Below are 26,367 nucleotides of genomic sequence, written 5' to 3'. Positions count from 1 at the left end.
AAATAACGCACAGGAGGGTGTCATGGTTATCTCGCAACAAGAGTATTCGCGCCGCCGTCAGGCGCTGCTGGCGAAAATGCAGCCGGGGAGCGCCGCGCTGATTTTTGCAGCGCCCGAAGTGACGCGCAGCGCCGACAGCGAATATCCCTATCGCCAGAGCAGCGATTTCTGGTACTTCACCGGCTTTAACGAGCCGGAAGCGGTCCTGGTGCTGATTAAAAGCAATGACACCCACAACCACAGCGTGATGTTCAACCGCGTACGCGATTTAACCGCCGAAATCTGGTTTGGCCGCCGCTTAGGGCAAGAGGCCGCACCGGAAAAGCTGGGCGTCGACCGCGCGCTGGCGTTTAGCGAAATCAACCAGCAGCTCTATCAGCTGCTTAACGGCCTCGACGTGCTCTATCACGCGCAGGGCGAATATGCCTACGCGGATGAGATTGTCTTCACCGCGCTGGACAAGCTGCGCAAAGGCTCGCGGCAAAACCTGTCCGCGCCGGCCACGCTGACGGACTGGCGTCCGGTGGTGCATGAGATGCGCCTGTTCAAGTCTGAAGAAGAGCTGAACGTGATGCGCCGCGCGGGTGAAATCAGCGCCCTGGCGCACACGCGCGCCATGGAAAAGTGCCGCCCCGGGATGTTCGAATACCAGCTGGAAGGCGAAATTCACCACGAATTTAACCGCCACGGCGCGCGGTATCCCTCCTATAACACCATTGTGGGCGGCGGTGAAAACGGCTGCATTCTGCACTACACCGAAAACGAAAGCGCGCTGCGCGACGGCGATCTGGTGCTCATTGACGCCGGCTGCGAATATCAGGGCTACGCGGGGGACATCACCCGTACCTTCCCGGTGAACGGCACGTTTTCCCCCGCGCAGCGCGCGATTTACGACATTGTTCTCGAATCCCTGGAGACGGCGCTCGGGCTGTATCGCCCGGGCACGTCCATTCAGGAGGTGACCGGCGAAGTGGTGCGCATCATGATTACCGGCCTGGTCAGGATCGGAATCCTGAAAGGCGACGTGGACACCCTGATCGCCGAAAATGCGCATCGTCCGTACTTTATGCACGGCCTGAGCCACTGGCTGGGGCTGGATGTGCATGACGTGGGCGCGTACGGCACCGACCGTTCGCGCGTGCTGGAGCCGGGCATGGTGTTAACCGTGGAGCCGGGTCTGTATATCGCCCCGGATGCCGACGTGCCCGAAGCGTACCGCGGGATTGGCATTCGTATTGAAGACGATATCGTCATCACCGAAACCGGTAACGAAAACCTGACCGCGAGCGTGGTGAAAAACGCTGACGATATTGAGGCGCTGATGGCAGCGGCGCGCGTATGAGCGTGATTATCGTTGGCGGCGGCATGACCGGCGCCACGCTGGCGCTGGCGATCTCGCATTTGACGAAGGGTCAGCTTCCGGTGCATCTCGTTGAGGCGGTTGCACCGCAAACGAAGAATCACCCCGGGTTTGATTCTCGCGCCATTGCCCTGGCGCAGGGAACCTGTCAGCAGCTGTCGCGCATTGGGATCTGGCAGGCGATAGCCGATTGCGCCACGGCCATTAAAACCGTTCACGTCAGCGATCGCGGTCATGCCGGGTTCGTCACGCTGGACGCGCAAGATTACCGAATAGACGCCCTGGGTCAGGTTGTTGAACTCCATGATGTTGGCCTGCGCCTGTTCCGCCTGTTGCAGGACGCGCCAGGCGTGACGCTGCATTGTCCGGCACGCGTTGCGAGCTTTACCCGCAGTGAAGAAGCGGTCAGCGTGACGCTGGATAATGGCACCGTTCTCGACGGCCAGCTTCTTGTGGCGGCGGACGGGTCGCGTTCGGCGCTCGCAACCCAGTGCGGCGTGGAGTGGCAGCAGCAGCCTTACGGACAGGCTGCGGTCATTGCCAACGTCTCTACCGCCGCAGAACACAACGGCCGGGCGTTTGAGCGCTTCACGCAGCACGGCCCGCTGGCGATGCTGCCGATGTCGGACGGGCGCTGCTCGCTGGTCTGGTGCCATCCGCAGGAAAAGGCGGAAGAGGTTAAGGTCTGGTCCGACGAACGTTTTTGCAGCGAGCTGCAGAAAGCGTTTGGCTGGCGGCTGGGTCGCATTACCCATGCGGGAAAACGTGCGGTATACCCGCTTTCGTTAACTACCGCATCACAGTCTGTTTCGCACCGCGTGGCGCTTGTCGGCAACGCCGCGCAAACGCTTCACCCCATCGCGGGTCAGGGTTTTAATCTGGGTATGCGAGATGTGATGAGCCTGGCCGAAACCCTTTCGCAAGCGTGGATCGAACAGAAAGACTGTGGCGCATATACGGTACTCAGCCATTATCAGAAGCGCCGTCAGGCGGATAAAGAGGCGACGATTGGCGTCACCGACGGCTTAGTCCATCTTTTTGCCAACCGCTGGGCGCCGCTGGTTGCGGGCCGCAACCTCGGGCTGATGGCGATGGAATTATTCATTCCGGCACGTGACGTGCTGGCGCAGCGGACTCTTGGTTGGGTCGCGCGTTAAGGAGTTATCACCGTGCAAAATGTTGATGTCGCTATCGTTGGCGGCGGTATGGTCGGACTGGCGCTAGCCTGTGGTTTACAGGGCAGCGGCCTGCGCGTGGCGGTGCTTGAGCAAAAGCAGCCGCAGCCCGTTGCGCCCGATGTCCCGCCGGAACTTCGCGTCTCGGCGATCAATGCCGCCAGCGAGAAATTGCTGACGCACCTTGGCGTCTGGGTGGACATTGTGGCCCAGCGCGCCAGCTGCTATCACGGCATGGAAGTGTGGGACAAAGACAGCTTTGGTCATATTGCTTTTGATGATGAAAGCATGGGCTATAGCCATCTGGGTCACATCGTTGAAAACGCGGTGATCCACCACGCGCTGTGGCAGAAAGCACGGCAGTGCAGCGACGTGACGCTGGTTGCGCCCGCGCAGATCCAGCAGGTAGCGTGGGGCGAAAACGAGGCGTTTATCACCCTGCAGAGCGGCGACATGCTTACCGCGCGTCTGGTGGTCGGTGCTGACGGCGCTAACTCCTGGCTGCGAAATAAAGCCGATATCCCGCTGACCTTCTGGGACTATCGCCATCACGCGCTGGTCGCGACGATCCGCACCGAAGAGCCACACGGTGGCGTGGCGCGGCAGATTTTCCACAACGACGGCATTCTGGCGTTCCTGCCGCTTGCCGATCCGCACCTGTGCTCGATTGTCTGGTCCCTGGTGCCGGAAAAAGCGCAGCAGATGCAGGAGGCGACGCCGGAGGCCTTTAACCAGGCGCTGTGCGTGGCGTTTGATAACCGCCTTGGCCTGTGCACGCTTGAGAGCGAGCGTCAGGTGTTCCCGTTAACCGGCCGCTACGCGCGTCAGTTTGCGGCGCACCGTCTGGCGCTGGTGGGCGACGCGGCCCATACCATTCATCCGCTGGCCGGACAGGGCGTGAACCTCGGCTTTATGGACGCGGCGGAGCTGGTAGAAGAGCTGCGTCGTCTGCATCGCGAAGGTAAAGATATTGGGCAGCATTTGTATCTGCGTCGCTACGAGCGCAGCCGCAAGCACAGCGCGGCGATGATGCTCGCAGGCATGCAGGGCTTCCGCGAGCTGTTTGCCGGGGCAAATCCGGCGAAAAAATTGCTGCGCGATATCGGCCTTAAGCTTGCCGATACGCTTCCTGGCGTCAAACCTCAACTCCTCCGTCAGGCGATGGGTCTTAACGACCTGCCGGACTGGCTACGCTAATTTAGACCCCTGTCACACTTTCTTTTCCCGGCCTCTGCGCCGGGGAAATTTCCTCGTTTGAAATAATCTAATTTCACGTCATTTTTCGCATTAGATAATCTAATGTCGTGTATTTCTCGTTACGGAAATTCGGCCCGATTTTCCGCACGAAATATCACCATGTGCTAAATCCTGTTAGATCATTGTTAATTTTGTGCGGGGTTAATCGCATTTTTCCAGTGAATAACTCTGTAGGCTTTTTAGCGTTTTTTGGTCATAAGCTAATGTGATGACCCGTTTTACCTTATGGTTAACCGCCGGTTTCGGTGGTAAGTTCAGGTAAAAGAGAACGTTTGCGTCGGCATTCGGGAACGAGGCCGATACCGGGTTTCACGGTGAATTTTTCAACGAGGACAAGATGGCTCAACAGACTCCTTTGTACGAACAGCACGTGTTATGCGGTGCCCGCATGGTGGACTTCCACGGCTGGATGATGCCGCTGCACTACGGCTCGCAGATTGATGAGCACCACGCGGTGCGCACCGACGCCGGTATGTTCGACGTGTCCCACATGACGATTGTCGATCTGCGCGGCAGCCGCACCCGGGAGTTTTTGCGTTATCTGCTGGCAAACGACGTCGCCAAACTGAAGACGCCGGGTAAAGCGCTCTATACCGGCATGCTCAATGCCTCGGGCGGCGTGATTGATGACCTTATCGTCTACTACTTCACTGAAGATTTCTTCCGCCTCGTCGTTAACTCCGCCACCCGCGAAAAAGACCTCTCCTGGATCACCCAACACGCCGAATCTTATGCCATCGACATCACCGTCCGTGACGATCTGTCGCTGATTGCCGTGCAGGGGCCGAACGCGCAGGCGAAAGCCGCGTCTCTGTTCAGCGACGAGCAGCGTAAAGCCACCGAAGGGATGAAGCCCTTCTTTGGCGTGCAGGCGGGCGATCTGTTTATCGCCACCACCGGCTATACCGGTGAAGCGGGCTACGAAATTGCGATGCCAAACGAGAAGGCCGCTGATTTCTGGCGCGCGCTGGTGGAAGCGGGCGTGAAGCCTGCGGGTCTGGGCGCGCGCGATACGCTGCGCCTGGAAGCGGGGATGAACCTTTACGGTCAGGAGATGGACGAAGGCGTCTCTCCGCTGGCCGCCAATATGGGCTGGACCATCGCGTGGGAACCGGCCGATCGTGACTTTATTGGCCGTGAAGCGCTGGAGATGCAGCGCGAGAAGGGCACTGAACAGCTGGTTGGCCTGGTGATGAAGGAAAAAGGCGTTCTGCGCGGCGAGCTGCCGGTGCGCTTTACCGATACCGACGGCAATCCGCGCGAAGGCGTGATCACCAGCGGAACCTTCTCCCCGACGCTGGGCTACAGTATTGCACTGGCACGCGTGCCGGCGGGCATTGGCGAGACGGCGGTGGTGCAAATCCGCAACCGTGAAATGCCGGTCAACGTAACCAAACCGATTTTTGTTCGCGCCGGTAAGCCGGTCGCCTAATCATTTTTATCAGGAGAACTTCAATGAGCAATGTGCCAGCAGAACTGAAATACAGCAAAGAACACGAGTGGCTGCGCAAAGAGGCGGACGGCACTTACACCGTAGGGATCACCGAGCACGCGCAAGAGCTGCTGGGCGACATGGTGTTTGTTGACCTGCCGGAAGTGGGCGCAACCGTGAGCGCGGGCGACGACTGCGCCGTGGCGGAGTCCGTTAAAGCAGCATCCGATATCTACGCCCCGGTAAGCGGTGAAATTGTTGCCGTTAACGACGCGCTGAGCGATTCGCCGGAGCTGGTGAACAGCGAGCCTTATGAAGGCGGCTGGATCTTCAAGATCAAAGCCAGCGACGAATCTCAGGTTGCCGCGCTGCTGGATGCGACCGCGTACGAAGCATTACTGGAAGACGAATAACCGTTTTTCTCCCTCTCCCTTTGGGAGAGGGCCGGGGTGAGGGTGCCCATTTTCCCCTCACCCTAACCCTCTCCCAAAGGGAGAGGGAATCTCAATTCACAGCACGTTTCAGGAACCATCGCTCATGACACAGACTTTAAGCCAGCTTGAAAACCGTGGCGCCTTCATTGAACGTCACATCGGGCCGGATGCTCAGCAACAGCAGGAGATGCTGAAGACGGTTGGCGCGGATTCATTAAACGCTCTGATCGGCCAGATTGTGCCAAAAGACATCCAGCTTGCCACGCCGCCTCAGGTGGGGGAAGCCACCACGGAATTCGCCGCGCTGGCGGAGCTGAAGGCCATCGCCAGCCTGAACAAGCGCTATAAGTCTTACATTGGCATGGGCTACACCAACGTGCAGCTGCCGCCGGTGATCCTGCGCAACATGCTGGAAAACCCGGGCTGGTACACCGCTTACACCCCTTATCAGCCAGAAGTCTCCCAGGGCCGTCTGGAAGCGCTGCTGAACTTCCAGCAGGTGACGCTGGACCTGACCGGCATGGATATCGCTTCCGCCTCGCTGCTGGATGAAGCCACCGCCGCCGCCGAAGCGATGGCAATGGCCAAGCGCGTGAGCAAGCTGAAAAACGCCAACCGCTTCTTCGTGGCGGCGGACGTGCATCCCCAGACGCTGGACGTGGTGCGCACCCGTGCGGAAACCTTCGGCTTTGACGTGATCGTCGACGACGCTGACAAAGTGCTCGATCACCAGGACGTCTTCGGCGTGCTGCTGCAGCAGGTTGGCACCACGGGTGAAGTGCACGACTACGGCGCGCTGATTGCCGAGCTGAAGTCCCGCAAGGTAGTGGTCAGCGTTGCCGCCGATTTTATGGCGCTGGTGCTGCTCACCGCATCGGGCAAACAGGGCGCGGATATCGTCTTCGGCTCGGCCCAACGCTTCGGCGTGCCGATGGGCTACGGCGGCCCGCACGCGGCGTTCTTCGGCGCGAAAGATGAATTCAAACGCTCCATGCCTGGCCGTATTATCGGCGTCTCAAAAGATGCCGCCGGCAACACCGCGCTGCGCATGGCGATGCAGACCCGCGAGCAGCATATTCGCCGCGAGAAAGCGAACTCCAACATCTGTACCTCTCAGGTGCTGCTGGCAAACATCGCCAGCCTGTACGCCGTGTTCCACGGCCCGGCTGGCCTGAAGCGTATTGCCAGCCGCATTCACCGCCTGGCCGATATTCTGGCCTGCGGCCTGCAGCAGAAAGGTCTTAAGCTGCGCCATGCCCACTACTTCGACACCCTGTGCGTCGACGTGGCGGACAAAGCGGCCGTGCTGGCCCGCGCGGACGCGGCAGCGATCAACCTGCGCAGCGACATCCACAACGCCGTCGGCATCACGCTGGATGAAAGCACCACCCGCGACGATATCCTGAACCTGTTCAACGTCCTGCTGGGTGACGCGCACGGTCTGGACATTGATACGCTCGACAAAGAGGTCGCGCTCGACAGCCGCTCCATTCAGGAAAGCATGCTGCGCAATGACGCGATCCTGACCCATCCGGTGTTTAACCGCTATCACAGCGAAACCGAGATGATGCGCTACATGCACTCTCTGGAGCGCAAGGATCTGGCGCTGAACCAGGCGATGATCCCGCTGGGCTCCTGCACCATGAAGCTCAACGCCGCGGCAGAGATGATCCCCATCACCTGGCCTGAGTTCTCCGAGCTGCACCCGTTCTGCCCGCCGGAGCAGGCGGAAGGGTATCACGTGATGATCAACCAGCTTTCCGACTGGCTGGTGAAGCTGACCGGCTATGACGCGCTCTGCATGCAGCCGAACTCCGGCGCGCAGGGCGAATACGCGGGCCTGCTGGCGATCCGCCACTATCACGAAAGCCGCAACGAAGGCCATCGCGATATCTGCCTGATCCCAAGCTCCGCCCACGGCACCAACCCGGCGTCTGCCCAGATGGCGGGCATGGAAGTGGTGGTGGTGGCGTGCGATAAGAACGGCAACATCGACCTGGCCGATCTGCGCGCGAAAGCCGAGCAGGCGGGCGACAAGCTCTCCTGCATCATGGTGACCTACCCGTCCACCCACGGCGTATACGAAGAGACCATCCGCGAAGTGTGCGAAGTGGTGCATCAGTTCGGCGGTCAGGTGTATCTCGACGGCGCGAACATGAACGCTCAGGTGGGCATTACCTCTCCGGGCTTCATCGGCGCGGACGTGTCGCACCTCAACCTGCACAAAACCTTCTGCATTCCGCACGGCGGTGGCGGCCCGGGCATGGGGCCTATCGGCGTGAAAGCGCACCTGGCGCCGTTCGTGCCGGGCCACAGCGTGGTGCAAATTGAAGGCATGCTGACCCGTCAGGGCGCGGTCTCAGCGGCACCGTTCGGCAGCGCCTCAATCCTGCCAATCAGCTGGATGTACATCCGCATGATGGGCGCGGAAGGGCTGAAGCAGGCGAGCCAGGTGGCGATCCTGAACGCCAACTACATTGCGACGCGCCTGAAGTCCGCCTTCCCGATCCTCTACACCGGCCGTGACGGTCGCGTGGCGCACGAGTGCATCCTCGATATTCGTCCTCTTAAAGAAGCGACGGGCATCAGCGAGCTGGATATTGCCAAGCGCCTGATCGACTACGGCTTCCACGCGCCAACCATGTCCTTCCCGGTGGCGGGCACGCTGATGGTTGAGCCAACCGAGTCGGAAAGCAAAGCCGAGCTTGACCGCTTTATCGACGCGATGCTGGCCATCCGTATGGAGATCGACCGCGTGCAGGACGGCGAGTGGACGCTGGAAGATAACCCGCTGGTTAACGCCCCGCACACCCAGCACGAGATGGTGGCCGAGTGGAACCACGGCTATTCCCGCGAGCTGGCGGTCTTCCCGGCAGGCGTGGCAAACAAATACTGGCCGACCGTGAAGCGTCTTGACGACGTCTACGGCGACCGTAACCTGTTCTGCTCCTGCGTACCGATGAGCGAATACCAGTAATATTGCTGATATAGTAACGTAGGCCGGGTAAGGCGAAGCCGCCACCCGGCTTTTTTATTGGGAGACGAAGATGGCAATAGCACTGGTCACCGGCGCCAGCCGCGGCATTGGCAAAGCCACCGCGCTGCAGCTGGGACGCGAAGGCTACACCGTGGCGGTGAACTTTCACCATAATATCAAGGCCGCGACGGACGTTATCAAGCAGATTGTCGAGGCGGGCGGCAACGCCTTTGCCGTACGCGCCGACATCAGCGATGAAGCACAGGTGGTGGCGATGTTCGACAGCATCGATCGCGAAGGCGAGCCGCTTGCCGCGCTGGTCAATAATGCGGGGATTCTGTTTGAGCAATCCACTATCGAGAATCTCTCCGCCGAGCGCATCAACCGCGTGCTCGCCACCAACGTCACGGGCTACTTCCTCTGCTGCCGGGAAGCGGTAAAGCGCATGTCCTTCAAACATGGCGGGAAGGGTGGGGCGATAGTGAATGTCTCGTCCGCCGCATCTCGTCTGGGGGCGCCGGGTGAATATGTCGACTACGCGGCCTCTAAAGGCGCGGTGGATTCGCTGACAACCGGGCTATCGCTGGAGGTGGCGGCGCAGGGCATTCGCGTCAACTGCGTACGTCCGGGGCTGATCTATACCGATATTCATGCGTCTGGCGGAGAGCCGGGGCGAGTGGATCGCGTTAAGTCATTGCTGCCGATGCAGCGCGGCGGCCAGCCGGAAGAGGTGGCGCAGGCGATTGTCTGGCTGCTGAGCGAGAAGGCGTCGTACGTCACGGGCAGTTTTATAGAGCTGGCGGGCGGGAAATAAAAAGCCGGGTGGCGGCTTCGCCTTACCCGGCCTACTGTTCGTGTAGGCCCGGTAAGCGCAGCGCCACCGGGCAAAAATTACAGCGTCTCGCCGTTGCTGGCAATCACTTCTTTATACCAGTTAAAGCTCTTCTTACGGGAACGCGACATGTCGCCCGTGCCGTCGTCGTGCTTGTTCACGTAGATAAAGCCGTAGCGCTTGCTGTACTGGCCGGTGGTGAACGACACGCAGTCGATGCAGCCCCACGGCGTATAGCCCATCAGATCCACGCCGTCGTGCGTCACGGCTTTGATCATCTCTTCCACGTGGGCGCGCAGGTAGTCGATGCGATAGTCGTCGTTGATGCTGCCGTCTTCTTCCACCTTGTCGTAAGCGCCGAAGCCGTTCTCCACGATAAACAGCGGTTTCTGATAACGCTCGTATAGTTCGCACAGGGAATAGCGCAGGCCCACCGGATCAATCTGCCAGCCCCAGTCGGAGGCCTTCACGTGTGGGTTCGGCACGCTGCCTTCGAAGCCGGAAATCGCATCGCCGGTACCGCCTTCCGCTTTCACCGCGTTGGTCATGTAGTAGCTAAAGCCTAAGTAGTCGCAGGTACCTTCACGCAGGATCTGCTCGTCGTCTGCCTCCATTTTGATGGAGAACCCGCGGCGCTCCCACTCGTTCAGCACGTAGGACGGGTAGTAACCGCGCAGCTGGACGTCGGTAAAGACGTAGCGTTCGCGCATGGATTCCTGGGCGAACATTACGTCTTCCGGTTTGCAGGAGAACGGATAGAGCGCCACCATCGCCAGCATGCAGCCGACCTTCATCTCCGGGTTAATGCGGCGCGCGGCTTTCACCGCCAGGGCGCTGGCCACAAACTGGTGGTGAAGGACCTGATACATGGTCTCTTCCGGATTGTCATGTTCGGTATAAACCACGCCAGAGCAGCAGTAGCCGAACAGCGGCGCGCGCCAGTTGCGCTGGTTGTTGATTTCGTTGAAGGTCATCCAGTATTTGACCTTGTTTTTGTAGCGCTCAAAGACCACTTCCGCGAAGCGCACAAAGAAATCGACCACTTTACGGTTGGTCCAGCTGCCGTATTCCTGCACCAGGTGCAGCGGCATTTCGAAGTGGGAGAGGGTGATCACCGGTTCGATGTTGTATTTCAGCAGCTCATCGAACATGTCGTCGTAAAACTTCAGCCCTTCTTCATTTGGCTGGGTTTCGTCACCGTTCGGGAAGATGCGCGTCCAGGCGATAGAGGTGCGGAAGCACTTGAAGCCCATCTCGGCAAATAGCTTGATGTCTTCTTTGTAGTGGCCGTGGAAGTCGATGGCTTCGTGGTTTGGGTAGTATTTCCCCGGCACCACGTTCTGCGTGATTTCGCGCGGCACGCCGTGCGCGCCGCCGGTTAATACGTCGCAAATGCTTGGCCCTTTGCCGCCTTTGTTCCAGCCGCCTTCAACCTGATGAGCGGCAACCGCGCCACCCCATAAAAAATCTTTTGGTAAGGTCAATTTTTTCATCGCTGCTATTCTCAATAAATGGCTTATTGACATCGAGTCTAGCAAAGCGAAATTAAATGTCACGATATAACAATTCACGGCAATTGTGATTTGTTACATCAAAAAAACAGGGTGTTTTATTCTGTGAGTTTCTTCGCCAGTTTACGTCCGAGAGACTCCAGAATATAAATGACGGGAATTTGCGTGGTAATGTCGTAGACGCCTGCAATACGCGTCTGGGGCACATGCCAGGAAAGGTTAAAGTCCGCCAGTTTTGCCAGGCGCGAGTGCTCGTGGCTGGTAATGGAGAGCACCTTGCAGTGATGCAGGCTGAACTGGCTGGCAAAGCGCAGGATCTCCTCGGTCTCGCCCGAGACGGAAAGCACGATCGCCAGCGCATTTTTTGCCATATCATTGGTAACCGGGAAATAAGGATCATCAATATGGTTACTGAATTTCCCGATATTCGAGAAGAAACGCGCGCCGTATTTTGCCAGCGATCCTGAGGTTCCTGCACCGACAAATATTATTCGCTCGGAAGATAATATAATATCCACCGCCTGATCTAATAATGTATCGAACTCTTCATTGTTAACGCTTTTAAAGAAGCTGATAATTTCACTGGCACCGAAATTAACCTGCTGGGGCTCATTCTGCTCTAAATAGAGCTTAAAGCGCACGCGAAACTCCGAGTAGCCTTCACAGTTGAGTTTGCGGCAAAAGCGCAGGATAGTGGTGGTCGAGACGCCCGCCGCATCCGCCAGTTCGCGGATGGTCATGTACATCACTTTGTCGCGGTTTTTGATGACGTAGTTGTAGACCATCATTTCCAGATTATTGAGACTGGCAATGGCCGCGTGGCTGAACATACTCACAATGGCATAACTCTCATTCTGACCTCATCGTCACATCATAACATGCAGCCAGAGGGCAGGATCCATTTTTATGCCCTTGATTCATAATGATTAAATTTTTATGTGAACAATTGTTAGGTGAAAAATTTATTTATATCTATGATTTTTAGGTATAAATCCTCAAGTGAAATTATTTTAGCTAACAGGTGTTCACTGGAATCATTCTCAGTTAGCATAGCTTTGCGATGAATAATCATCTTTTGTTTTCCCGGAGTTTTGTATGGTGAGCAGACCATTAATCGCACAGGGATATTCGCTGGCTGAGGAAGTAGCCAACAGCATCAGCCACGGCATTGGCCTGGTGTTTGGGATTGTCGGTTTAGTGTTATTGCTGGTTCAGGCGGTGGACGCCAATGCCAGCGCGATGGCGATTACCAGCTACAGCCTGTATGGCGGGAGTATGATCCTGCTGTTCCTGGCCTCGACGCTGTATCACGCCATTCCGAATCAGCGGGCCAAGATGTGGCTCAAGAAATTTGACCACTGTGCTATCTATCTTCTTATTGCAGGCACCTACACGCCGTTTCTGCTGGTGGGGCTCAACTCACCGCTGTCGCGCGGCCTGATGATTGTGATATGGAGCCTGGCGCTGCTGGGGATCCTGTTTAAGCTCACCATCGCGCACCGGTTTAAGGTGCTGTCGTTGGTCACCTATCTGACCATGGGCTGGCTGTCGCTGATTGTAGTGTATCAACTGGCCATCAAACTGTCGGTAGGGGGCGTGACGCTTCTGGCCTTAGGCGGCGTGGTGTATTCGCTCGGCGTGATTTTCTACGTTTGCAAGCGTATCCCCTATAACCATGCCATCTGGCACGGCTTTGTGCTGGGCGGCAGCGTGTGCCACTTTCTGGCGATTTATTTGTATGTGGGGCAGGTGTAGCTTTTACACCGTGCGGGCGGTTGCCCTTGTATGTTTAAAGTCACTTCAGTTACCCGTCAACAGACGGGTAAACTGTCACTGAGTTTGACCTGATGCCACAGCCCGTTAGCCCTCTGGGTTTCCAAGCCCGCGGGTGAGCTCATGGCGTGGCATCAGTTTTCCTGTTAACCCGAACAGCTGCCTGGGCGGCCTGTGCCAGCCCGTATATTACAAGGCCGGGAGACTCGAACATGACTGAACATACCAACGTTGGCATCGATATCGCCAAAGAGACCTTTGATGTATTTATCAGTCCTGACGGGATTTTTCTTCATCTGGATAATACCCCTCAGGGCCATCAGCTACTCCTCGACGCCCTTTCATCCCGTACCGTTACACGCATCGTGATGGAAGCCACGGGGCGCTACCACAACCTTCTTGCTGCCACGCTTGAACTTGCCGGGCTGCCTGTCGCCGTCGTTAACCCTGCTCAGGTCAAACACTTCGCCCGCGCTCTCGGGACGCTGTTCAAGACAGACCCGAACGATGCCCGCATCATCTGCGAGTTTGGCCGCAGGATGACACCGGATATCAGACCCGCTCCGGACGAACAGACGCAGCGTCTCGCCATGATGGTATCCCGCCGCCGCCAGTTGGTGGACAACAGAACCATGGAGCAGAACCGCTACGGCTCCTGCACTGATGAGCTTATCCGGATGGGTATCAAACGGCATATTGACTGGCTTAACGCAGAGATAAAGGACACGGATGACGACATCGACCAGCAGATAAAAGTGATGCCGCTATGGCAGGAGAAAGTGAAGCTGCTGGAAGAAGTCAAGGGTATAGGACGGACAACGCTGGCGGTTCTGCTGTCGATGCTGCCGGAGCTGGGACAACTTAACAGACGTAAAATCAGCGCACTGGTAGGCGTGTGTCCTTATGCCCATGACAGCGGAAAGATGAAAGGAAAACGATGTATCTGGGGAGGACGAAGTGCGGTGCGTGCAGCGCTGTACATGGCGGCAATGTCAGCGGTGCGTTATAACCCAACCATACAGGCTTTTTTTGAGAAACTGAGAAGCAAGGGAAAAGCCTTTAAAGTGGCGATGACAGCCTGCGTCAGAAAGCTGGTAACAATCCTGAATGCGATGGTGCGGGACAATAAAAAATGGGCGGCAGCTTAGTCGTCAGCTGTTGACTTTAAACACAGCTGCTCACCCCGTCCCTCTCCCACAGGGAGAGGGAGGACACCTGTAGACGATTACTCTTCTAACGAATACGGCAGCGGCTCAATACTCAACGTGTTCGCATCGTCACGCACGCGGAACACGCTGTCGGCTTCCATGTCGTTGTTCATCACCGCCTGCACCAGCAGACGGCCATCATCCAGCTGTACGGCGGCTAATACGGTGCCGGTACGGCGCCAGTTTTCACCCATCTTCAGCTCTAAATCTTCCCCTGCTTCAGGTACGCGGCTGGCATGGCCCGCGAGTGTCCATAGCGCGCGTTTGTTTGCCCCGCGGAATTTCGCACGTGCGACCATCTCCTGGCCGGTGTAGCAGCCTTTTTTAAAGCTGATGCCCCCCAGCGCCTGCAGGTTGGTTGCCTGAGGAATAAACTGCGCGCTGTTGGCGGCGTCAATGATCGGCAGACCCGCTTCGATATTCAGCGCCAGCCACTGCTGGCTGTTGTTGAACTGCGCTTCGCCGCGCAGCGCCTCGGTCACGCGTTCGGCGGTGTCGGCATCCGTGACTAGCAGAAAACGCTCCGCCGGGTGCTCAAACCACAGGATGGAGGTTGCGCCTTCGCTGACCACCTGCTTTTCGGCATCCGGCAGCTCGCTGAAGAGATTTTTCAGCGCGGCACGCGCCTGGAAACCGGCCACACCCAGCAGGACATGTTGGTCGTCAGGGACGATGGTCACTTTGGAAAAGACCGCGTACTTTTTCAGCTCTTTGAGCTGGGCCTCCTGCAGGCTGCGGCGCTCGATAAAGGCAAAACCGTCCTGACGGCGGAACAGACGCAGGTTGCTCCACATTTTGCCTTTGGGGTCGCAGTGGGCGGCCAGCAGGTGCTGATGTTCGGTCATCTGGCTGACGTCGGCAGTTACCTGGCCCTGCAGATATTTTTCGGCGTCGGCACCGGTGAGCGTTGCCAGCGCCCAGTCATCAAGAGAAATAAGCGTCAGCGGCAGACGCGCAGAGGCGGCGGGCTGGCGAGGAGAAAATGGTGTAAAGGCCATAATGATATCCTGAATTGCTTAACGCTTTGATAATGCCTAATGGTAAAAGAGCCTGCAGGCAATGCAAGCGCTTTCAGCAGACCATTTGTGCCATAAACCGGTTATGCGTAGCCCTACGCAAAATAATGTAATCCGCTGTCTTTATAGGGATTATTCTGGAAGCCAGCTCGGCGAACGCAATATTCCGGTAATGAAACGGTCAAAAACACGTTACACTAGCTGGAGTTCCCGTAGAGAAATAGAACATTGAACGGGGTACCGACTGTGCCAAACGTAATGCAGGAAACTGAACATGGATATTAACAACAAGGCCCGTATTCACTGGGCGTGCCGCCGCGGCATGCGTGAACTTGATATCTCCATCATGCCTTTCTTCGAATATGAGTACGACACCTTAAGCGATGACGATAAGCGTCTGTTTGTTCGCCTGCTTGAGTCTGACGATCCGGATTTGTTCAACTGGCTGATGAACCACGGCAAACCCGCCGACACCGAGTTGCAACGGATGGTGCAATTAATTCAAACACGGAATCGGGAACGTGGTCCTGTGGCAATCTGATCTTCGCGTCTCGTGGCGCTCGCAGTGGATGTCTTTATTGCTCCACGGCCTGGTTGCGGCCTTTGTGTTACTGATGCCGTGGCCGCTGAGCTATACGCCGCTGTGGCTGCTGTTACTGTCGTTTGTCGTTTTTGACAGCGTGCGCAGCCAGCGTCGCATTAATGCTCGTCAGGGAGAAATTAAGTTACTGATGGATTCCCGCCTGCGCTGGCAGGGAAAAGAGTGGGATATTCTCGGTATGCCCTGGATGCTCAACTACGGCATGATGCTACGGTTACGCAACGTAGAGGGCGGGCGTTGCCAGCACCTGTGGCTGGCGGCTGACAGTATGGACGCTGCCGAATGGCGAGACCTGCGCCGGATGCTGTTGCAACAGACGACGCAGGGGTAATGTGCGTTAGCTAAACTTTTCAGCCATTTCGCCCAGAATCTGCTCGCACCAGCTTTGCAGGCGTTCATCGCTGAGATCGTACTGGTTGGTTTCATCCAGTGCGAGCCCAACAAACAGCTCGCCGTCGGCAATAATCGGTTTTTTACTGGTGAACTCGTAACCTTCGGTTGGCCAGTAGCCGATAAACGACACTCCTTTTGGCGCCAGCTTGTCGTGCAGCATGCCGAGCGCGTCCAGGAACCATTCCCCGTAACCCAGCTGATCCCCCATGCCGTACATGGCAATGATTTTGCCGTCGAGGTTGAGCGCATCAAGCTGGTCCCAGATAGCCTCCCAGTCCTCTTGTATCTCACCGAAATCCCAGGTCGGGATGCCGAGGATCAGCACGTCATACTGCTCCATCAGCGTAAGCGCGTCATCTTTCAGGTTATGCAACGTCACCAGTTCCGGACCAATGATGTCGCGAATTTTCTCTGCCGCCATTTCGGTGTAGCAGGTGCTGGAACCATAGAACAGACCAATATTCATCGCGTAACTATCTCAATTCTTGCGTTGACTTTGCGCGTAGTGTACCAGAAACCGGTCGCAATCAGGCATAATGGCCTGACTGCAGAATCAAAGGGGCTGATGTGGAAAAGGATCTCGCACTGATCGAACAGTTTCTCGACGCGCTGTGGCTGGAGAAAAATCTGGCCGAGAATACCCTCAGCGCCTATCGTCGCGATCTCACCATGCTGGTGGAGTGGCTGGCACACCGGGGGTTATCCCTTGCGAGTGCACAGCATGACGACCTGCAGGCGCTGCTTGGGGAACGTATCGCGGGGGGCTACAAAGCCACCAGTTCTGCACGCTTGCTCAGCGCCATGCGCCGGCTGTTCCAGCACCTTTACCGTGAGAAGATCCGCGAAGACGATCCCAGCGCGCTGCTGGCATCCCCTAAGCTCCCGCAGCGGCTGCCGAAAGATCTCAGCGAAGCACAAGTTGAGAGATTATTACAGTCACCGGCAGTTGACCTGCCGCTGGAGTTACGCGATAAAGCCATGCTTGAGCTATTGTATGCTACCGGCTTGCGCGTTTCGGAACTGGTTGGCCTGACGATGAGCGACATCAGCCTGCGTCAGGGCGTGGTGCGCGTCATCGGTAAAGGGAATAAAGAAAGGCTGGTGCCGCTGGGTGAAGAGGCGGTTTACTGGCTGGAAACGTATCTGGAACACGGTCGCCCGTGGTTGCTCAACGGGGTGTCTATTGACGTCCTGTTTCCGAGCCAGCGCGCTCAGCAGATGACGCGGCAAACGTTCTGGCATCGCATCAAGCATTACGCCACACTGGCGGGTATCGACAGTGAAAAGCTTTCGCCGCACGTATTGCGTCACGCCTTCGCGACGCATCTGTTAAACCACGGCGCTGATTTACGCGTGGTACAGATGCTGCTGGGGCACAGCGATCTTTCCACGACGCAAATTTACACCCATGTCGCGACGGAACGCCTGCGGCAGCTACACCAACAGCACCACCCTCGCGCGTGAGTGCCGACGAATTGTAACAGGATCAACTATGAAAAAGACTTTTGCGCTGTTCACCCTGCTGGCAGCCTCCTTTACCGGTTTCGCCCATGCGGACGACGCCGCCATCAAACAGTCGCTGGCTAAGCTTGGCGTTACCGGCAGCGATATTCAGCCTGCACCGGTTGCCGGCATGAAAACGGTGCTAACCAACAGCGGCGTGCTGTACGTCACCGAAGACGGCAAGCACATTATTCAGGGGCCGATGTACGACGTGAGCGGCGCGCAGCCGGTCAACGTGACCAACCAGCTGCTGATGAAAAACCTGAACGCGCTCGAAAAAGAGATGATCGTCTATAAAGCGGCGCAGGAAAAACACGTGATTACCGTCTTCACCGACATCACCTGCGGCTACTGCCACAAGCTGCATGAAGAGATGAAAGACTACAACGCGCTGGGCATTACCGTGCGTTACCTGGCCTTCCCGCGCGCGGGCGTGCAGAGCCAGCCAGAGCAGGACATGAAGGCGATCTGGTGTGCGAAAGACCGCAACAAAGCGTTTGACGACGCGATGAACGGCAAAGGCGTTAAGCCAGCCTCCTGCGACATTGATATCGCTAACCACTACGCGCTGGGCGTGCAGTTTGGCGTGAGCGGTACGCCTGCGATTGTCCTGAGCAACGGCTATGTCGTTCCGGGCTATCAGGGACCGAAAGAGATGAAAGAGTTCCTCGACGCGCACCAGAAACAGTTTGGTGGTAAATAATCCGCGTGAAAGCCCCGATAAAATTACGCCGCCGCGAGGCGGTTGAACCGGTTGATTTGCCAGACGATCTCCCGGCACTGCTGAAGCGACTCTACGCCAGCCGCGGCGTGCGTCGCGCTGAAGACCTTGAGCGCAGCGTGAAAGGGATGCTGCCCTGGCAGCAGCTGAGCGGCATCGAAAAAGCCACTGAGATGCTCTACAACGCGCTTCGTGAGGGAACGCGGATCGTGGTGGTAGGGGATTTCGACGCCGACGGCGCAACCAGCACCGCGCTGAGCGTGCTCAGCCTGCGCGCGCTGGGCTGCAATAACGTCACGTATCTGGTGCCGAACCGTTTCGAAGACGGCTACGGCCTCAGCCCGGAAGTGGTCGATCAGGCCCACGCCCGCGGGGCACAGATGATCATGACCGTCGACAACGGGATCTCTTCCCATTCGGGCGTCGATCGCGCCCACGCGCTGGGGATCCCGGTGCTGGTTACCGATCACCACCTGCCCGGTGAAACGCTGCCTGACGCCGAAGCGATTATTAACCCCAACCTGCGCGACTGCGATTTTCCCTCGAAATCCCTCGCGGGCGTAGGCGTGGCGTTTTATCTGATGCTGGCGCTGCGTACCCTGCTTCGCGATAAGGGCTGGTTCGAATCCCGCGGTATTGCCGTACCGAACCTGGCCGAATATCTCGACCTGGTGGCGCTGGGCACCGTCGCAGACGTGGTGGCGCTCGACACCAATAACCGCATTTTGACCTGGCAGGGCTTAAGCCGCATTCGGGCAGGCAAGTGCCGTCCGGGGATCAAGGCGCTGCTTGAAATTGCCAACCGCGACCCGCTCAAGCTGGCGGCAAGCGATTTGGGCTTCGCCCTCGGGCCGCGCCTGAACGCGGCGGGAAGGCTGGACGATATGTCGGTCGGCGTGGCGCTGCTGCTGTGCGACAACATCGGTGAAGCGCGCGTGCTGGCCAACGAGCTGGACGCGCTGAACCAGACCCGTAAAGAGATTGAGCAGGGGATGCAGGCCGAAGCGCTAACCCTGTGCGAAAAACTTGAGCGCAGCGGCGACACGCTGCCGGGCGGGCTGGCGATGTACCACCCCGAGTGGCATCAGGGCGTGGTCGGCATTCTGGCGTCGCGCATTAAAGAGCGCTTCCACCGTCCGGTGATCGCGTTCGCCCCCGCGGGCGACGGCACGCTGAAAGGCTCTGGCCGTTCGATTCAGGGTCTGCACATGCGCGATGCGCTTGAGCGTCTCGATACGCTGTATCCCGGGCTGATGATCAAGTTCGGCGGCCATGCGATGGCGGCGGGCCTGTCTCTGGAAGAGGCGAAATTCGACGAGTTCCAGCGTCTGTTTGGCGAGCTGGTCACCGACTGGATTGACCCGGCCCTGCTGCAGGGGGAAGTGGTGTCCGACGGGCCATTGTCGGCGGCGGAAATGACCATGGACGTCGCGCAAATGCTGCGTGATGCGGGCCCCTGGGGGCAGATGTTCCCGGAACCGCTGTTCGACGGGCGTTTCCGCCTGCTGCAGCAGCGTATCGTCGGCGAACGTCATCTTAAGGTGATGGTAGAGCCCGTGGGCGGCGGCCCGCTGCTGGACGGCATTGCCTTCAACGTGGACACGACGGTATGGCCGGACAACGGCGTGCGCGAGGTCGAGCTGGCGTACAAACTGGACATCAACGAGTTTCGCGGTAACCGCACCCTTCAGATCATCATCGACAATATCTGGCCAATTTAGCGGCAGTAATCTCTATAAAAAAGGGCGTGGATTCGGTACAATCCCGCTCTTATCACCGCATTTTGACAAGTCCATAAAAGAAAACAGACCATGTTTGAAATTAATCCGGTAAAAAACCGTATTCAGGACCTCACGGAGCGCTCCGACGTTCTTAGGGGGTATCTTTGACTACGATGCCAAGAAAGAGCGTCTTGAAGAAGTAAACGCCGAGCTGGAACAGCCGGACGTCTGGAACGAACCTGAACGCGCACAGGCGCTGGGTAAAGAGCGTTCCTCTCTCGAAGCTATCGTAGATACGCTGGATCAAATGGCCCAGGGGCTGGAAGATGTTTCCGGTTTGCTGGAGCTGGCCGTCGAAGCCGACGACGAAGAGACCTTTAACGAAGCCGTGGCAGAACTCGACGTGCTGGAAGAGAAGCTGGCGCAGCTGGAATTCCGTCGTATGTTCTCCGGCGAATACGACAGCGCTGACTGCTATCTTGATATTCAGGCGGGTTCTGGCGGTACCGAAGCGCAGGACTGGGCCAGCATGCTGACGCGTATGTACCTGCGTTGGGCCGAAGCGCGCGGCTTCAAAACCGAAATTATCGAAGAGTCTGAAGGTGAAGTCGCGGGTCTGAAATCCGTCACCATCAAGATCATCGGTGACTACGCCTACGGCTGGCTGCGTACCGAGACCGGCGTTCACCGCCTGGTGCGTAAGAGCCCGTTCGACTCCGGCGGTCGTCGTCATACCTCCTTCAGCTCCGCGTTTGTCTATCCGGAAGTTGATGAAGATATCGATATCGAAATTAACCCGGCGGACCTGCGTATTGACGTTTATCGCGCATCCGGCGCGGGTGGTCAGCACGTTAACCGTACGGAATCTGCGGTGCGTATTACCCACATTCCAACCGGGCTGGTAACACAGTGCCAGAACGACCGTTCCCAGCATAAGAACAAAGACCAGGCCATGAAGCAGATGAAAGCGAAGCTTTATGAGCTGGAGATGCAGAAGAAAAATGCTGAGAAACAGGCGATGGAAGACAACAAGTCCGACATCGGTTGGGGCAGCCAGATCCGTTCTTACGTCCTTGATGACTCCCGCATCAAAGACCTGCGTACCGGGGTTGAAACCCGCAACACGCAGGCGGTGCTGGACGGCAGCCTGGACCAATTTATCGAAGCAAGTTTGAAAGCAGGGTTATGAGGAACCAACATGTCTGAACAACAAGCACAGGGCGCTGACGCGGTAGTCGATCTTAACAACGAACTGAAAACCCGCCGCGAGAAGCTGGCAGCGCTGCGCGAGCAGGGCGTACCGTTCCCGAACGATTTTCGTCGTGACCACACCTCAGACCAACTGCACGCTGACTTCGACGCGAAAGAGAACGAAGAGCTGGAAGCGCTGAACGTTGAAGTGGCCGTTGCGGGCCGCATGATGACCCGTCGTATCATGGGTAAAGCCTCCTTCGTGACCCTGCAGGACGTTGGCGGCCGTATTCAGCTGTACGTTTCCCGTGACGATCTGCCGGAAGGTATCTACAACGAGCAGTTCAAGAAGTGGGATCTGGGCGATATCCTGGGCGCAAAAGGTAAGCTGTTCAAAACCAAAACCGGTGAATTGTCCATCCACTGCACCGAGCTGCGTCTGCTGACCAAAGCCCTGCGCCCGCTGCCGGACAAATTCCACGGCCTGCAGGATCAGGAAGCGCGCTATCGTCAGCGCTACCTGGATCTCATCTCTAACGATGAATCCCGCAAGACCTTCAAAATTCGCTCCCAGATCATGGCCGGTATCCGCCAGTTCATGGTGAACCGCGACTTTATGGAAGTGGAAACCCCAATGATGCAGGTGATCCCTGGCGGCGCGTCTGCGCGTCCGTTCATCACCCATCACAACGCCCTGGACCTGGACATGTACCTGCGTATCGCGCCGGAACTGTACCTGAAGCGTCTGGTGGTCGGTGGCTTCGATCGCGTGTTCGAGATCAACCGTAACTTCCGTAACGAAGGTATCTCCGTTCGCCATAACCCAGAGTTCACCATGATGGAACTCTATATGGCGTATGCGGATTACAAAGATCTGATCGAGCTGACCGAATCCCTGTTCCGTACCCTGGCGCAGGATATTCTGGGCACCACGCAGGTCCCTTACGGTGAAGAAGTCTTCGACTTCGGCAAGCCGTTCGAAAAACTGACCATGCGCGAAGCGATCAAGAAGTACCGTCCGGAAACCAATATGGCGGAGCTGGATAACTTCGACTCTGCGAAAGCGATCGCGGAAAGCATCGGTATCAAGGTTGAGAAGAGCTGGGGTCTGGGCCGTATCGTGACCGAGATCTTCGAAGAAGTGGCCGAAGCGCACCTGATTCAGCCGACCTTCATCACCGAATACCCGGCTGAAGTCTCTCCGCTGGCGCGTCGTAATGACCAGAACCCGGAGATCACCGACCGCTTCGAATTCTTCATCGGCGGCCGCGAAATCGGCAACGGATTTAGCGAGCTGAACGATGCGGAAGACCAGGCCCAGCGCTTCCAGGATCAGGTTGACGCGAAGGCGGCAGGCGACGACGAAGCGATGTTCTTCGACGAAGACTACGTGACCGCGCTGGAGCACGGCCTGCCGCCAACGGCGGGTCTGGGGATTGGTATCGACCGTATGGTGATGCTGTTCACCAACAGCCACACCATCCGCGACGTGATCCTGTTCCCGGCAATGCGCCCGGTGAAATAAGGCGTTAAGATGCAAAAAAGCCCCGAAAGGGGCTTTTTTATTGCGCGGCGAAGGCTCTGAGCGTTTCGCGAGCGGTCATCGCTTCCATGACCATCCACGGGCTAAAGGCCCACGGCGTCGCGTCCAGCGCGCGGAATAGCGCGTCCAGCTCAACCCACTGATAGTCCATCACTTCATCTTCATTTATCGTCACGTTATTGGTTATCCGAGCGGCGAATACCGGGCAAATTTCGTTTTCCACGATCCCGGACGGGTCGGTTTCCCGATAGCGAAACTCAGGGGCGACGGCGGTGATATCCGTCAGTTCCGCGCCCACTTCAAAGCGGCAGCGGCGGATAATGGCCTCTTCCGTCTTTTCACCGGACTGCGGGTGCCCGCAGACGGAGTTCGTCCAGACGCCCGGCCAGGCTTTTTTGCTTAATGCGCGTCGGGTGACCAGACACTCGCCTTTGGCGTTAAAAAGCCAGGAAGAGAAAGCCAGGTGCAGCGGGGTATGTAACGTGTGCGCGGCGTATTTTTCCTGAGTGCCAATCACCATTCCCTGGTCGTTTACCAAAATAACGTGTTCTTGAATACTCATTGATGCTCCAGTGCCAAAACGCCGAGTGGTTCAGCACCATCAGCCGAAGTATTATACTGCATTCTTATACGAACGGTTTGGCTCGTAGAGCGGAAAAGGGCATGACCCCTGTTCGTTTTGGCTGTTATCATAGTGCGCCATTCACGCTGACCGAGGATCTGTTTTGTTTGCAGGAAGCCTGACGAGAAAACCCCTTACCGCTGTTTTTTTCCTGACGTTGACGCTATTCCTGGCGGGCTGTTCAGGGAGCAAATCGACGGATACGGGAAGCTATTCCGGTTCGGTCTACACCGTCAAACGCGGGGACACCCTGTACCGGATTTCGCGCGCAACGGGGACCAGCGTGAAGGATCTGGCGCGGCTGAATAATCTCTCTCCACCCTACACCATCGAGGTGGACCAGCAGCTGAAGGTGAGCGGCGGAGCGTCCTCGGGTAAAAAATCCTCTTCGAAAGGCAAAACCGCCAAAGTGACGCCGTCGTACCAGGTACCGCAATCGTCATGGCCGCCGGTTGGACAGCGCTGCTGGATTTGGCCTGCCAGCGGTAAAGTGGTCGCCCCTTATTCACTCTCTGAAGGTGGCAACAAGGGGATTGATATCGCTGCTGCGCGCGGGACGCCGGTTTATGCCTCCGGGGCAGGGAAGGTGGTTTACGTCGGTAACCAGCTGCGCGGCTACGGTAACCTGATCATGATTAAGCATGGCGAAGACTACATCACGGCCTATGCGCACAACGACACGATGCTGGTCAACAACGGGCAGAACGTCAAAGCCGGGCAGAAGATTGCCACCATGGGCAGCACCGGTACGGATTCAGTGAAGCTGCATTTCCAGATCCGCTATAAGGCGACGGCCATCGATCCGCAGCGCTATCTTCCTGCGCCCGGCAGCAAACCGAAGTGCTAAGTGATTATTTAATCGCCGGTTAGTTGTGAAGAGGCTTGTATGAAGGTGTGTAAGGTCTATAATGCCTTACGCACCTCAAAGCGGGCGTAGTTCAATGGTAGAACGAGAGCTTCCCAAGCTCTATACGAGGGTTCGATTCCCTTCGCCCGCTCCAAAAACTCCCTAACGTATTCATTCCTCAGCTTTTTTCTGATTCATACGTGACGGCGCTCGTGATCCTCCTACAAGGAGTTCATACAGCCGATGGCGCAACGTGGTAATCTCTATCGACGTCCTAGCGGGATCTATGTTCTGAGGATAACCGTTCCGGTTCGGTATCGTGCCCTGATAGGGCAGCGTGAAATACATGCATCTACCCGCACAACCCACCTCGCAAATGCTAAGGCAATCGCCACGCGTTTGTTGGAGAAGTGGTATGCGTCTCTGGAAGAGTTTAAGCAAGTGGATAAAGAGAAAATTCGGGGAAACGCCCCGTTGTTGGCGGGGGCTGGCAAAATCAGCTTGGCTCTGTTTTGCGAATCATTTGATGTGGTGCTTGAAACGGTTGTTCCGCATCTTTTGGCAGACAATATTCCGCTGTATGCTTTTGTAGATAGCCAGCGGGGTTTTCTGATTGATGATTTTACTGCCATTGATCGTGACCCTGATACGCATGGCTTTGTTTTAAACGACGTTGCTCATTACGGCACTGAGGCTATGGTTAACGGCTATATGCAGATTTACATGCCGCTACATGCCCTCAATAAATTGGTTAAAGGGCTATCAACGGAAATAACTGCATTCAGGGCTACCAACGGTAATCCCCTTGCTCTTTGGCTACTGGACTTGCCCGGAGTTACGATAGATTCAAGTTCTTTATTTATCAACAATGTGCAGGCTGAAAAGCTGCGTAGCATGTGGGATAAAGCGTTTGCGAAATCTGAGCCTGAATTACCTCCTGTTCCGGCTGTTGTGCCACCACCACCGCCCCCTCCTTTGATCATCTCTAACCCGTTTTGCAATCCACTACACGCGTCAAAAACGGTTTCAGAAGTGTTGGAGGAGTTCATTGCGTATAAGAACTCAGGGGATCTCAAACTTGCCAGTGAGGAAAAAATCCGGTCGCGAATATCTCATTTTATCGACGTTATGGGAGACTTAACACTTGTTGAGTTAGATCGTAATGTCGTAAAAAAATACGTTTCCAGAATGCAAAGAATGCCCAGTAACTTGTATTTAATGCAACGCCGATACGCTGCCGAAGATTTGGATCAACTCATCGAAAAAGCACTTGATGCCGGTGAGTCGCTCATGACGAAAGATGCGATTGGGCGTCATATGGCCTCATTAGGTTCAATGTTAAAGTGGGCCTGTAAAGAAAATTATTTAATTGCCAATCCAGTGGAAAATGTTCTGGCAAAGCGTAAGAAAACTGCAAGATCTCAGGATGACCGTTATCAGTTCGAAGATGATGAACTGGAACTCATATTCTCTGCATACTGGTTTAAAACTGGCGAGGGTGTGCCGAACAAATTCGGGCGCCATATTGACTTTCGACCTTATCGCTATTGGTTACCCCTATTAGCGTTATATAGCGGTGGGCGAATGAATGAGTTATGCCAACTTTATCTTTCTGATATCCGTATGAGTGAAAATGGTGTTGCGTATCTGGACTTCAATTTAGATTCACCGGATAAAGTTATGGACACTGAAGCTGAAGCGGATAAATCGCTGAAAACGCTCAATGCGTTGAGACAGGTTCCCATTCATCCAAGGCTGATTGAGCTTGGCTTTCTTGAATACGTTAAAGCTTTGAAAGCTGATGGACAGGAACGTGTTTTTCCAGAGTTAACCTTCAATAAAATTAAAGGTTATCGTGGTTATGCGTCAAAATGGTTCAATGAACTTTATTTTGGCAAGAAGCTTGGATTAGACCGTAATGGGAAGAAGGTTTTTCACTCATTCCGCCATAACTATGTGAATAGCCTCGACCGACTGGAGTTAAGTGAACGGATGATCGCCCAACTTGTCGGACATGTTCGAGGAAGCACTACTGCCATGACAACCTATCGTAAAGACAGAGCTGTTGAGGAGCAATTCCACGCAATTTCCGGGCTTAAACACAATTTGCCTGAGATAGCTCCGTTTAATGTTGAGGTGGGACTGAAGGCGATGAAAGACGGGGTTCGCAAGCACAAGCCGTAATCTCTCGCTCACGCCACAGGAAGCTCTGTGGCGCGTTTTTTATTAAGAGGTGTGGAAATCATGGTG

General features: G+C 56.5%; 23 protein-coding genes and 1 tRNA gene. 19 read left to right on the top strand and 5 right to left on the bottom strand.

The features are described 5' to 3' along the window. Window positions 1-28 precede the first annotated feature (28 nt). From pepP to FY206_RS20305, 7 genes are all read left to right on the top strand, one after another. Entirely contained in the window at window positions 29-1,342 is a 1,314-nt protein-coding gene (gene pepP / locus FY206_RS20335) for a Xaa-Pro aminopeptidase (protein ID WP_086379922.1), read from the top strand. Continuing rightward, complete coding sequence (ubiH, locus tag FY206_RS20330) at window positions 1,339-2,517, top strand: 2-octaprenyl-6-methoxyphenyl hydroxylase (RefSeq protein WP_032643282.1); 1,179 nt, start codon at window positions 1,339-1,341, stop codon at window positions 2,515-2,517. The genes pepP and ubiH overlap by 4 nt, the downstream gene beginning before the upstream one ends. A 12-nt stretch (window positions 2,518-2,529) precedes the next feature. After that, window positions 2,530-3,732: an FAD-dependent 2-octaprenylphenol hydroxylase gene (gene ubiI, locus FY206_RS20325; protein ID WP_077064591.1), complete on the top strand. Its 1,203-nt coding sequence runs from the start codon at window positions 2,530-2,532 to the stop codon at window positions 3,730-3,732. 397 nt (window positions 3,733-4,129) lie between these two features. After that, window positions 4,130-5,224 (top strand): glycine cleavage system aminomethyltransferase GcvT, encoded by a 1,095-nt coding sequence (gene gcvT / locus FY206_RS20320; RefSeq protein ID WP_032643278.1) that lies wholly within the window; start codon window positions 4,130-4,132, stop codon window positions 5,222-5,224. Window positions 5,225-5,247: 23 nt separating this feature from the next. Next, a complete protein-coding gene (gene gcvH, locus FY206_RS20315; protein ID WP_014885143.1) occupies window positions 5,248-5,637 on the top strand; it encodes a glycine cleavage system protein GcvH in 390 nt (129 codons plus the stop codon). Between the two features lie 124 nt (window positions 5,638-5,761). Next, window positions 5,762-8,635, top strand: a complete 2,874-nt coding sequence (gene gcvP / locus FY206_RS20310) for an aminomethyl-transferring glycine dehydrogenase (protein WP_032643276.1) — start codon at window positions 5,762-5,764, stop codon at window positions 8,633-8,635. A 70-nt stretch (window positions 8,636-8,705) separates the two neighbouring features. Beyond that, on the top strand, window positions 8,706-9,449 hold the full coding sequence (locus FY206_RS20305) for an SDR family oxidoreductase (RefSeq protein ID WP_032643274.1): 744 nt from the start codon (window positions 8,706-8,708) through the stop codon (window positions 9,447-9,449). 77 nt (window positions 9,450-9,526) lie between these two features. Here the strand turns inward: FY206_RS20305 and bglA are convergent, their stop codons facing one another. Together bglA and FY206_RS20290 are read right to left on the bottom strand one after the other, a co-directional pair. Next, the gene (bglA, locus tag FY206_RS20295; RefSeq protein WP_032643272.1) at window positions 9,527-10,960 is read right to left on the bottom strand and encodes a 6-phospho-beta-glucosidase BglA; all 1,434 of its coding nucleotides are present in this window, start codon (window positions 10,958-10,960) and stop codon (window positions 9,527-9,529) included. Between the two features lie 116 nt (window positions 10,961-11,076). After that, window positions 11,077-11,808, bottom strand: a complete 732-nt coding sequence (locus tag FY206_RS20290) for a MurR/RpiR family transcriptional regulator (protein WP_032643270.1) — start codon at window positions 11,806-11,808, stop codon at window positions 11,077-11,079. A gap of 265 nt (window positions 11,809-12,073) precedes the next feature. Here FY206_RS20290 and trhA point away from each other — a divergent pair, with 265 nt between their 5' ends. Both trhA and FY206_RS20280 read left to right on the top strand, forming a co-directional pair. Then, window positions 12,074-12,733 carry a PAQR family membrane homeostasis protein TrhA gene (gene trhA / locus FY206_RS20285; protein WP_032643266.1) on the top strand — a complete coding sequence of 220 codons (660 nt, stop codon included), beginning with the start codon at window positions 12,074-12,076 and terminating at the stop codon, window positions 12,731-12,733. Window positions 12,734-12,963: 230 nt separating this feature from the next. After that, a complete protein-coding gene (locus FY206_RS20280; RefSeq protein WP_032638800.1) occupies window positions 12,964-13,899 on the top strand; it encodes an IS110 family RNA-guided transposase in 936 nt (311 codons plus the stop codon). Between the two features lie 77 nt (window positions 13,900-13,976). Here the strand turns inward: FY206_RS20280 and ygfZ are convergent, their stop codons facing one another. Beyond that, on the bottom strand, window positions 13,977-14,957 hold the full coding sequence (gene ygfZ, locus FY206_RS20275) for a tRNA-modifying protein YgfZ (protein WP_032643264.1): 981 nt from the start codon (window positions 14,955-14,957) through the stop codon (window positions 13,977-13,979). A gap of 292 nt (window positions 14,958-15,249) precedes the next feature. On the opposite strand from ygfZ, the gene sdhE reads away from it, so the two are divergent. After that, on the top strand, window positions 15,250-15,516 hold the full coding sequence (gene sdhE, locus FY206_RS20270) for an FAD assembly factor SdhE (RefSeq protein WP_006178375.1): 267 nt from the start codon (window positions 15,250-15,252) through the stop codon (window positions 15,514-15,516). Further along, entirely contained in the window at window positions 15,497-15,907 is a 411-nt protein-coding gene (locus FY206_RS20265) for a protein YgfX (protein ID WP_032643262.1), read from the top strand. Before sdhE ends, FY206_RS20265 begins: the two co-directional genes overlap by 20 nt. Before the next feature lie 6 nt (window positions 15,908-15,913). On the opposite strand, the gene fldB is transcribed toward FY206_RS20265, so the two are convergent. Further along, entirely contained in the window at window positions 15,914-16,435 is a 522-nt protein-coding gene (fldB, locus tag FY206_RS20260; RefSeq protein ID WP_032643260.1) for a flavodoxin FldB, read from the bottom strand. Between the two features lie 101 nt (window positions 16,436-16,536). On the opposite strand from fldB, the gene xerD reads away from it, so the two are divergent. From xerD to lysS, 5 genes are all read left to right on the top strand, one after another. Next, complete coding sequence (gene xerD / locus FY206_RS20255; protein ID WP_032643259.1) at window positions 16,537-17,433, top strand: site-specific tyrosine recombinase XerD; 897 nt, start codon at window positions 16,537-16,539, stop codon at window positions 17,431-17,433. Window positions 17,434-17,461: 28 nt separating this feature from the next. Next, entirely contained in the window at window positions 17,462-18,175 is a 714-nt protein-coding gene (gene dsbC, locus FY206_RS20250; RefSeq protein ID WP_023309097.1) for a bifunctional protein-disulfide isomerase/oxidoreductase DsbC, read from the top strand. Between the two features lie 5 nt (window positions 18,176-18,180). Beyond that, the gene (recJ, locus tag FY206_RS20245; protein WP_032643256.1) at window positions 18,181-19,914 is read left to right on the top strand and encodes a single-stranded-DNA-specific exonuclease RecJ; all 1,734 of its coding nucleotides are present in this window, start codon (window positions 18,181-18,183) and stop codon (window positions 19,912-19,914) included. A gap of 90 nt (window positions 19,915-20,004) precedes the next feature. After that, window positions 20,005-21,103, top strand: a protein-coding gene (gene prfB, locus FY206_RS20240; RefSeq protein ID WP_096151315.1) for a peptide chain release factor 2 whose coding sequence is annotated in 2 segments (ribosomal slippage) — window positions 20,005-20,079 and window positions 20,081-21,103 — 1,098 coding nt in all. Because the reading frame shifts where the segments join, the coding sequence is not laid out codon by codon here. Window positions 21,104-21,112: 9 nt separating this feature from the next. After that, window positions 21,113-22,630, top strand: coding sequence for a lysine--tRNA ligase (gene lysS / locus FY206_RS20235; protein ID WP_032643254.1), 1,518 nt, complete (start codon window positions 21,113-21,115; stop codon window positions 22,628-22,630). A 37-nt stretch (window positions 22,631-22,667) separates the two neighbouring features. Here lysS and idi read toward each other — a convergent pair whose 3' ends face one another. Beyond that, window positions 22,668-23,210: an isopentenyl-diphosphate Delta-isomerase gene (gene idi, locus FY206_RS20230; protein ID WP_032643252.1), complete on the bottom strand. Its 543-nt coding sequence runs from the start codon at window positions 23,208-23,210 to the stop codon at window positions 22,668-22,670. Window positions 23,211-23,373: 163 nt separating this feature from the next. Here idi and actS point away from each other — a divergent pair, with 163 nt between their 5' ends. The 3 genes from actS to FY206_RS20215 all read left to right on the top strand — a co-directional run bounded on the left by actS (window position 23,374) and on the right by FY206_RS20215 (window position 26,301). Next, the gene (gene actS / locus FY206_RS20225) at window positions 23,374-24,117 is read left to right on the top strand and encodes an amidase activator ActS (protein WP_032643250.1); all 744 of its coding nucleotides are present in this window, start codon (window positions 23,374-23,376) and stop codon (window positions 24,115-24,117) included. An 80-nt stretch (window positions 24,118-24,197) separates the two neighbouring features. Then, window positions 24,198-24,271 (top strand) — tRNA-Gly (locus FY206_RS20220). Between the two features lie 89 nt (window positions 24,272-24,360). Continuing rightward, a complete protein-coding gene (locus FY206_RS20215) occupies window positions 24,361-26,301 on the top strand; it encodes a site-specific integrase (RefSeq protein ID WP_001549654.1) in 1,941 nt (646 codons plus the stop codon). Window positions 26,302-26,367: the final 66 nt, after the last annotated feature.

The organism is Enterobacter chengduensis, assembly GCF_001984825.2.
Taxonomy (GTDB): domain Bacteria; phylum Pseudomonadota; class Gammaproteobacteria; order Enterobacterales; family Enterobacteriaceae; genus Enterobacter; species Enterobacter chengduensis.
The sequence above is the reverse complement of the archived record's forward strand: the minus strand, read 5'-3'. Positions and strand labels throughout refer to the sequence as shown.

Bases quoted from the DNA above. Each gene is read 5' to 3' on its own strand.
- ygfZ (WP_032643264.1), bottom strand. From the start codon at position 14,957: ATGGCCTTTACACCATTTTCTCCTCGCCAGCCCGCCGCCTCTGCGCGT.
- gcvP (WP_032643276.1), top strand. From the start codon at position 5,762: ATGACACAGACTTTAAGCCAGCTTGAAAACCGTGGCGCCTTCATTGAA.
- fldB (WP_032643260.1), bottom strand. From the start codon at position 16,435: ATGAATATTGGTCTGTTCTATGGTTCCAGCACCTGCTACACCGAAATG.
- sdhE (WP_006178375.1), top strand. From the start codon at position 15,250: ATGGATATTAACAACAAGGCCCGTATTCACTGGGCGTGCCGCCGCGGC.
- FY206_RS20305 (WP_032643274.1), top strand. From the start codon at position 8,706: ATGGCAATAGCACTGGTCACCGGCGCCAGCCGCGGCATTGGCAAAGCC.
- FY206_RS20215 (WP_001549654.1), top strand. From the start codon at position 24,361: ATGGCGCAACGTGGTAATCTCTATCGACGTCCTAGCGGGATCTATGTT.
- gcvH (WP_014885143.1), top strand. From the start codon at position 5,248: ATGAGCAATGTGCCAGCAGAACTGAAATACAGCAAAGAACACGAGTGG.
- lysS (WP_032643254.1), top strand. From the start codon at position 21,113: ATGTCTGAACAACAAGCACAGGGCGCTGACGCGGTAGTCGATCTTAAC.
- bglA (WP_032643272.1), bottom strand. From the start codon at position 10,960: ATGAAAAAATTGACCTTACCAAAAGATTTTTTATGGGGTGGCGCGGTT.
- FY206_RS20280 (WP_032638800.1), top strand. From the start codon at position 12,964: ATGACTGAACATACCAACGTTGGCATCGATATCGCCAAAGAGACCTTT.
- gcvT (WP_032643278.1), top strand. From the start codon at position 4,130: ATGGCTCAACAGACTCCTTTGTACGAACAGCACGTGTTATGCGGTGCC.
- FY206_RS20290 (WP_032643270.1), bottom strand. From the start codon at position 11,808: ATGTTCAGCCACGCGGCCATTGCCAGTCTCAATAATCTGGAAATGATG.
- dsbC (WP_023309097.1), top strand. From the start codon at position 17,462: ATGAAAAAGACTTTTGCGCTGTTCACCCTGCTGGCAGCCTCCTTTACC.
- ubiH (WP_032643282.1), top strand. From the start codon at position 1,339: ATGAGCGTGATTATCGTTGGCGGCGGCATGACCGGCGCCACGCTGGCG.
- idi (WP_032643252.1), bottom strand. From the start codon at position 23,210: ATGAGTATTCAAGAACACGTTATTTTGGTAAACGACCAGGGAATGGTG.
- trhA (WP_032643266.1), top strand. From the start codon at position 12,074: ATGGTGAGCAGACCATTAATCGCACAGGGATATTCGCTGGCTGAGGAA.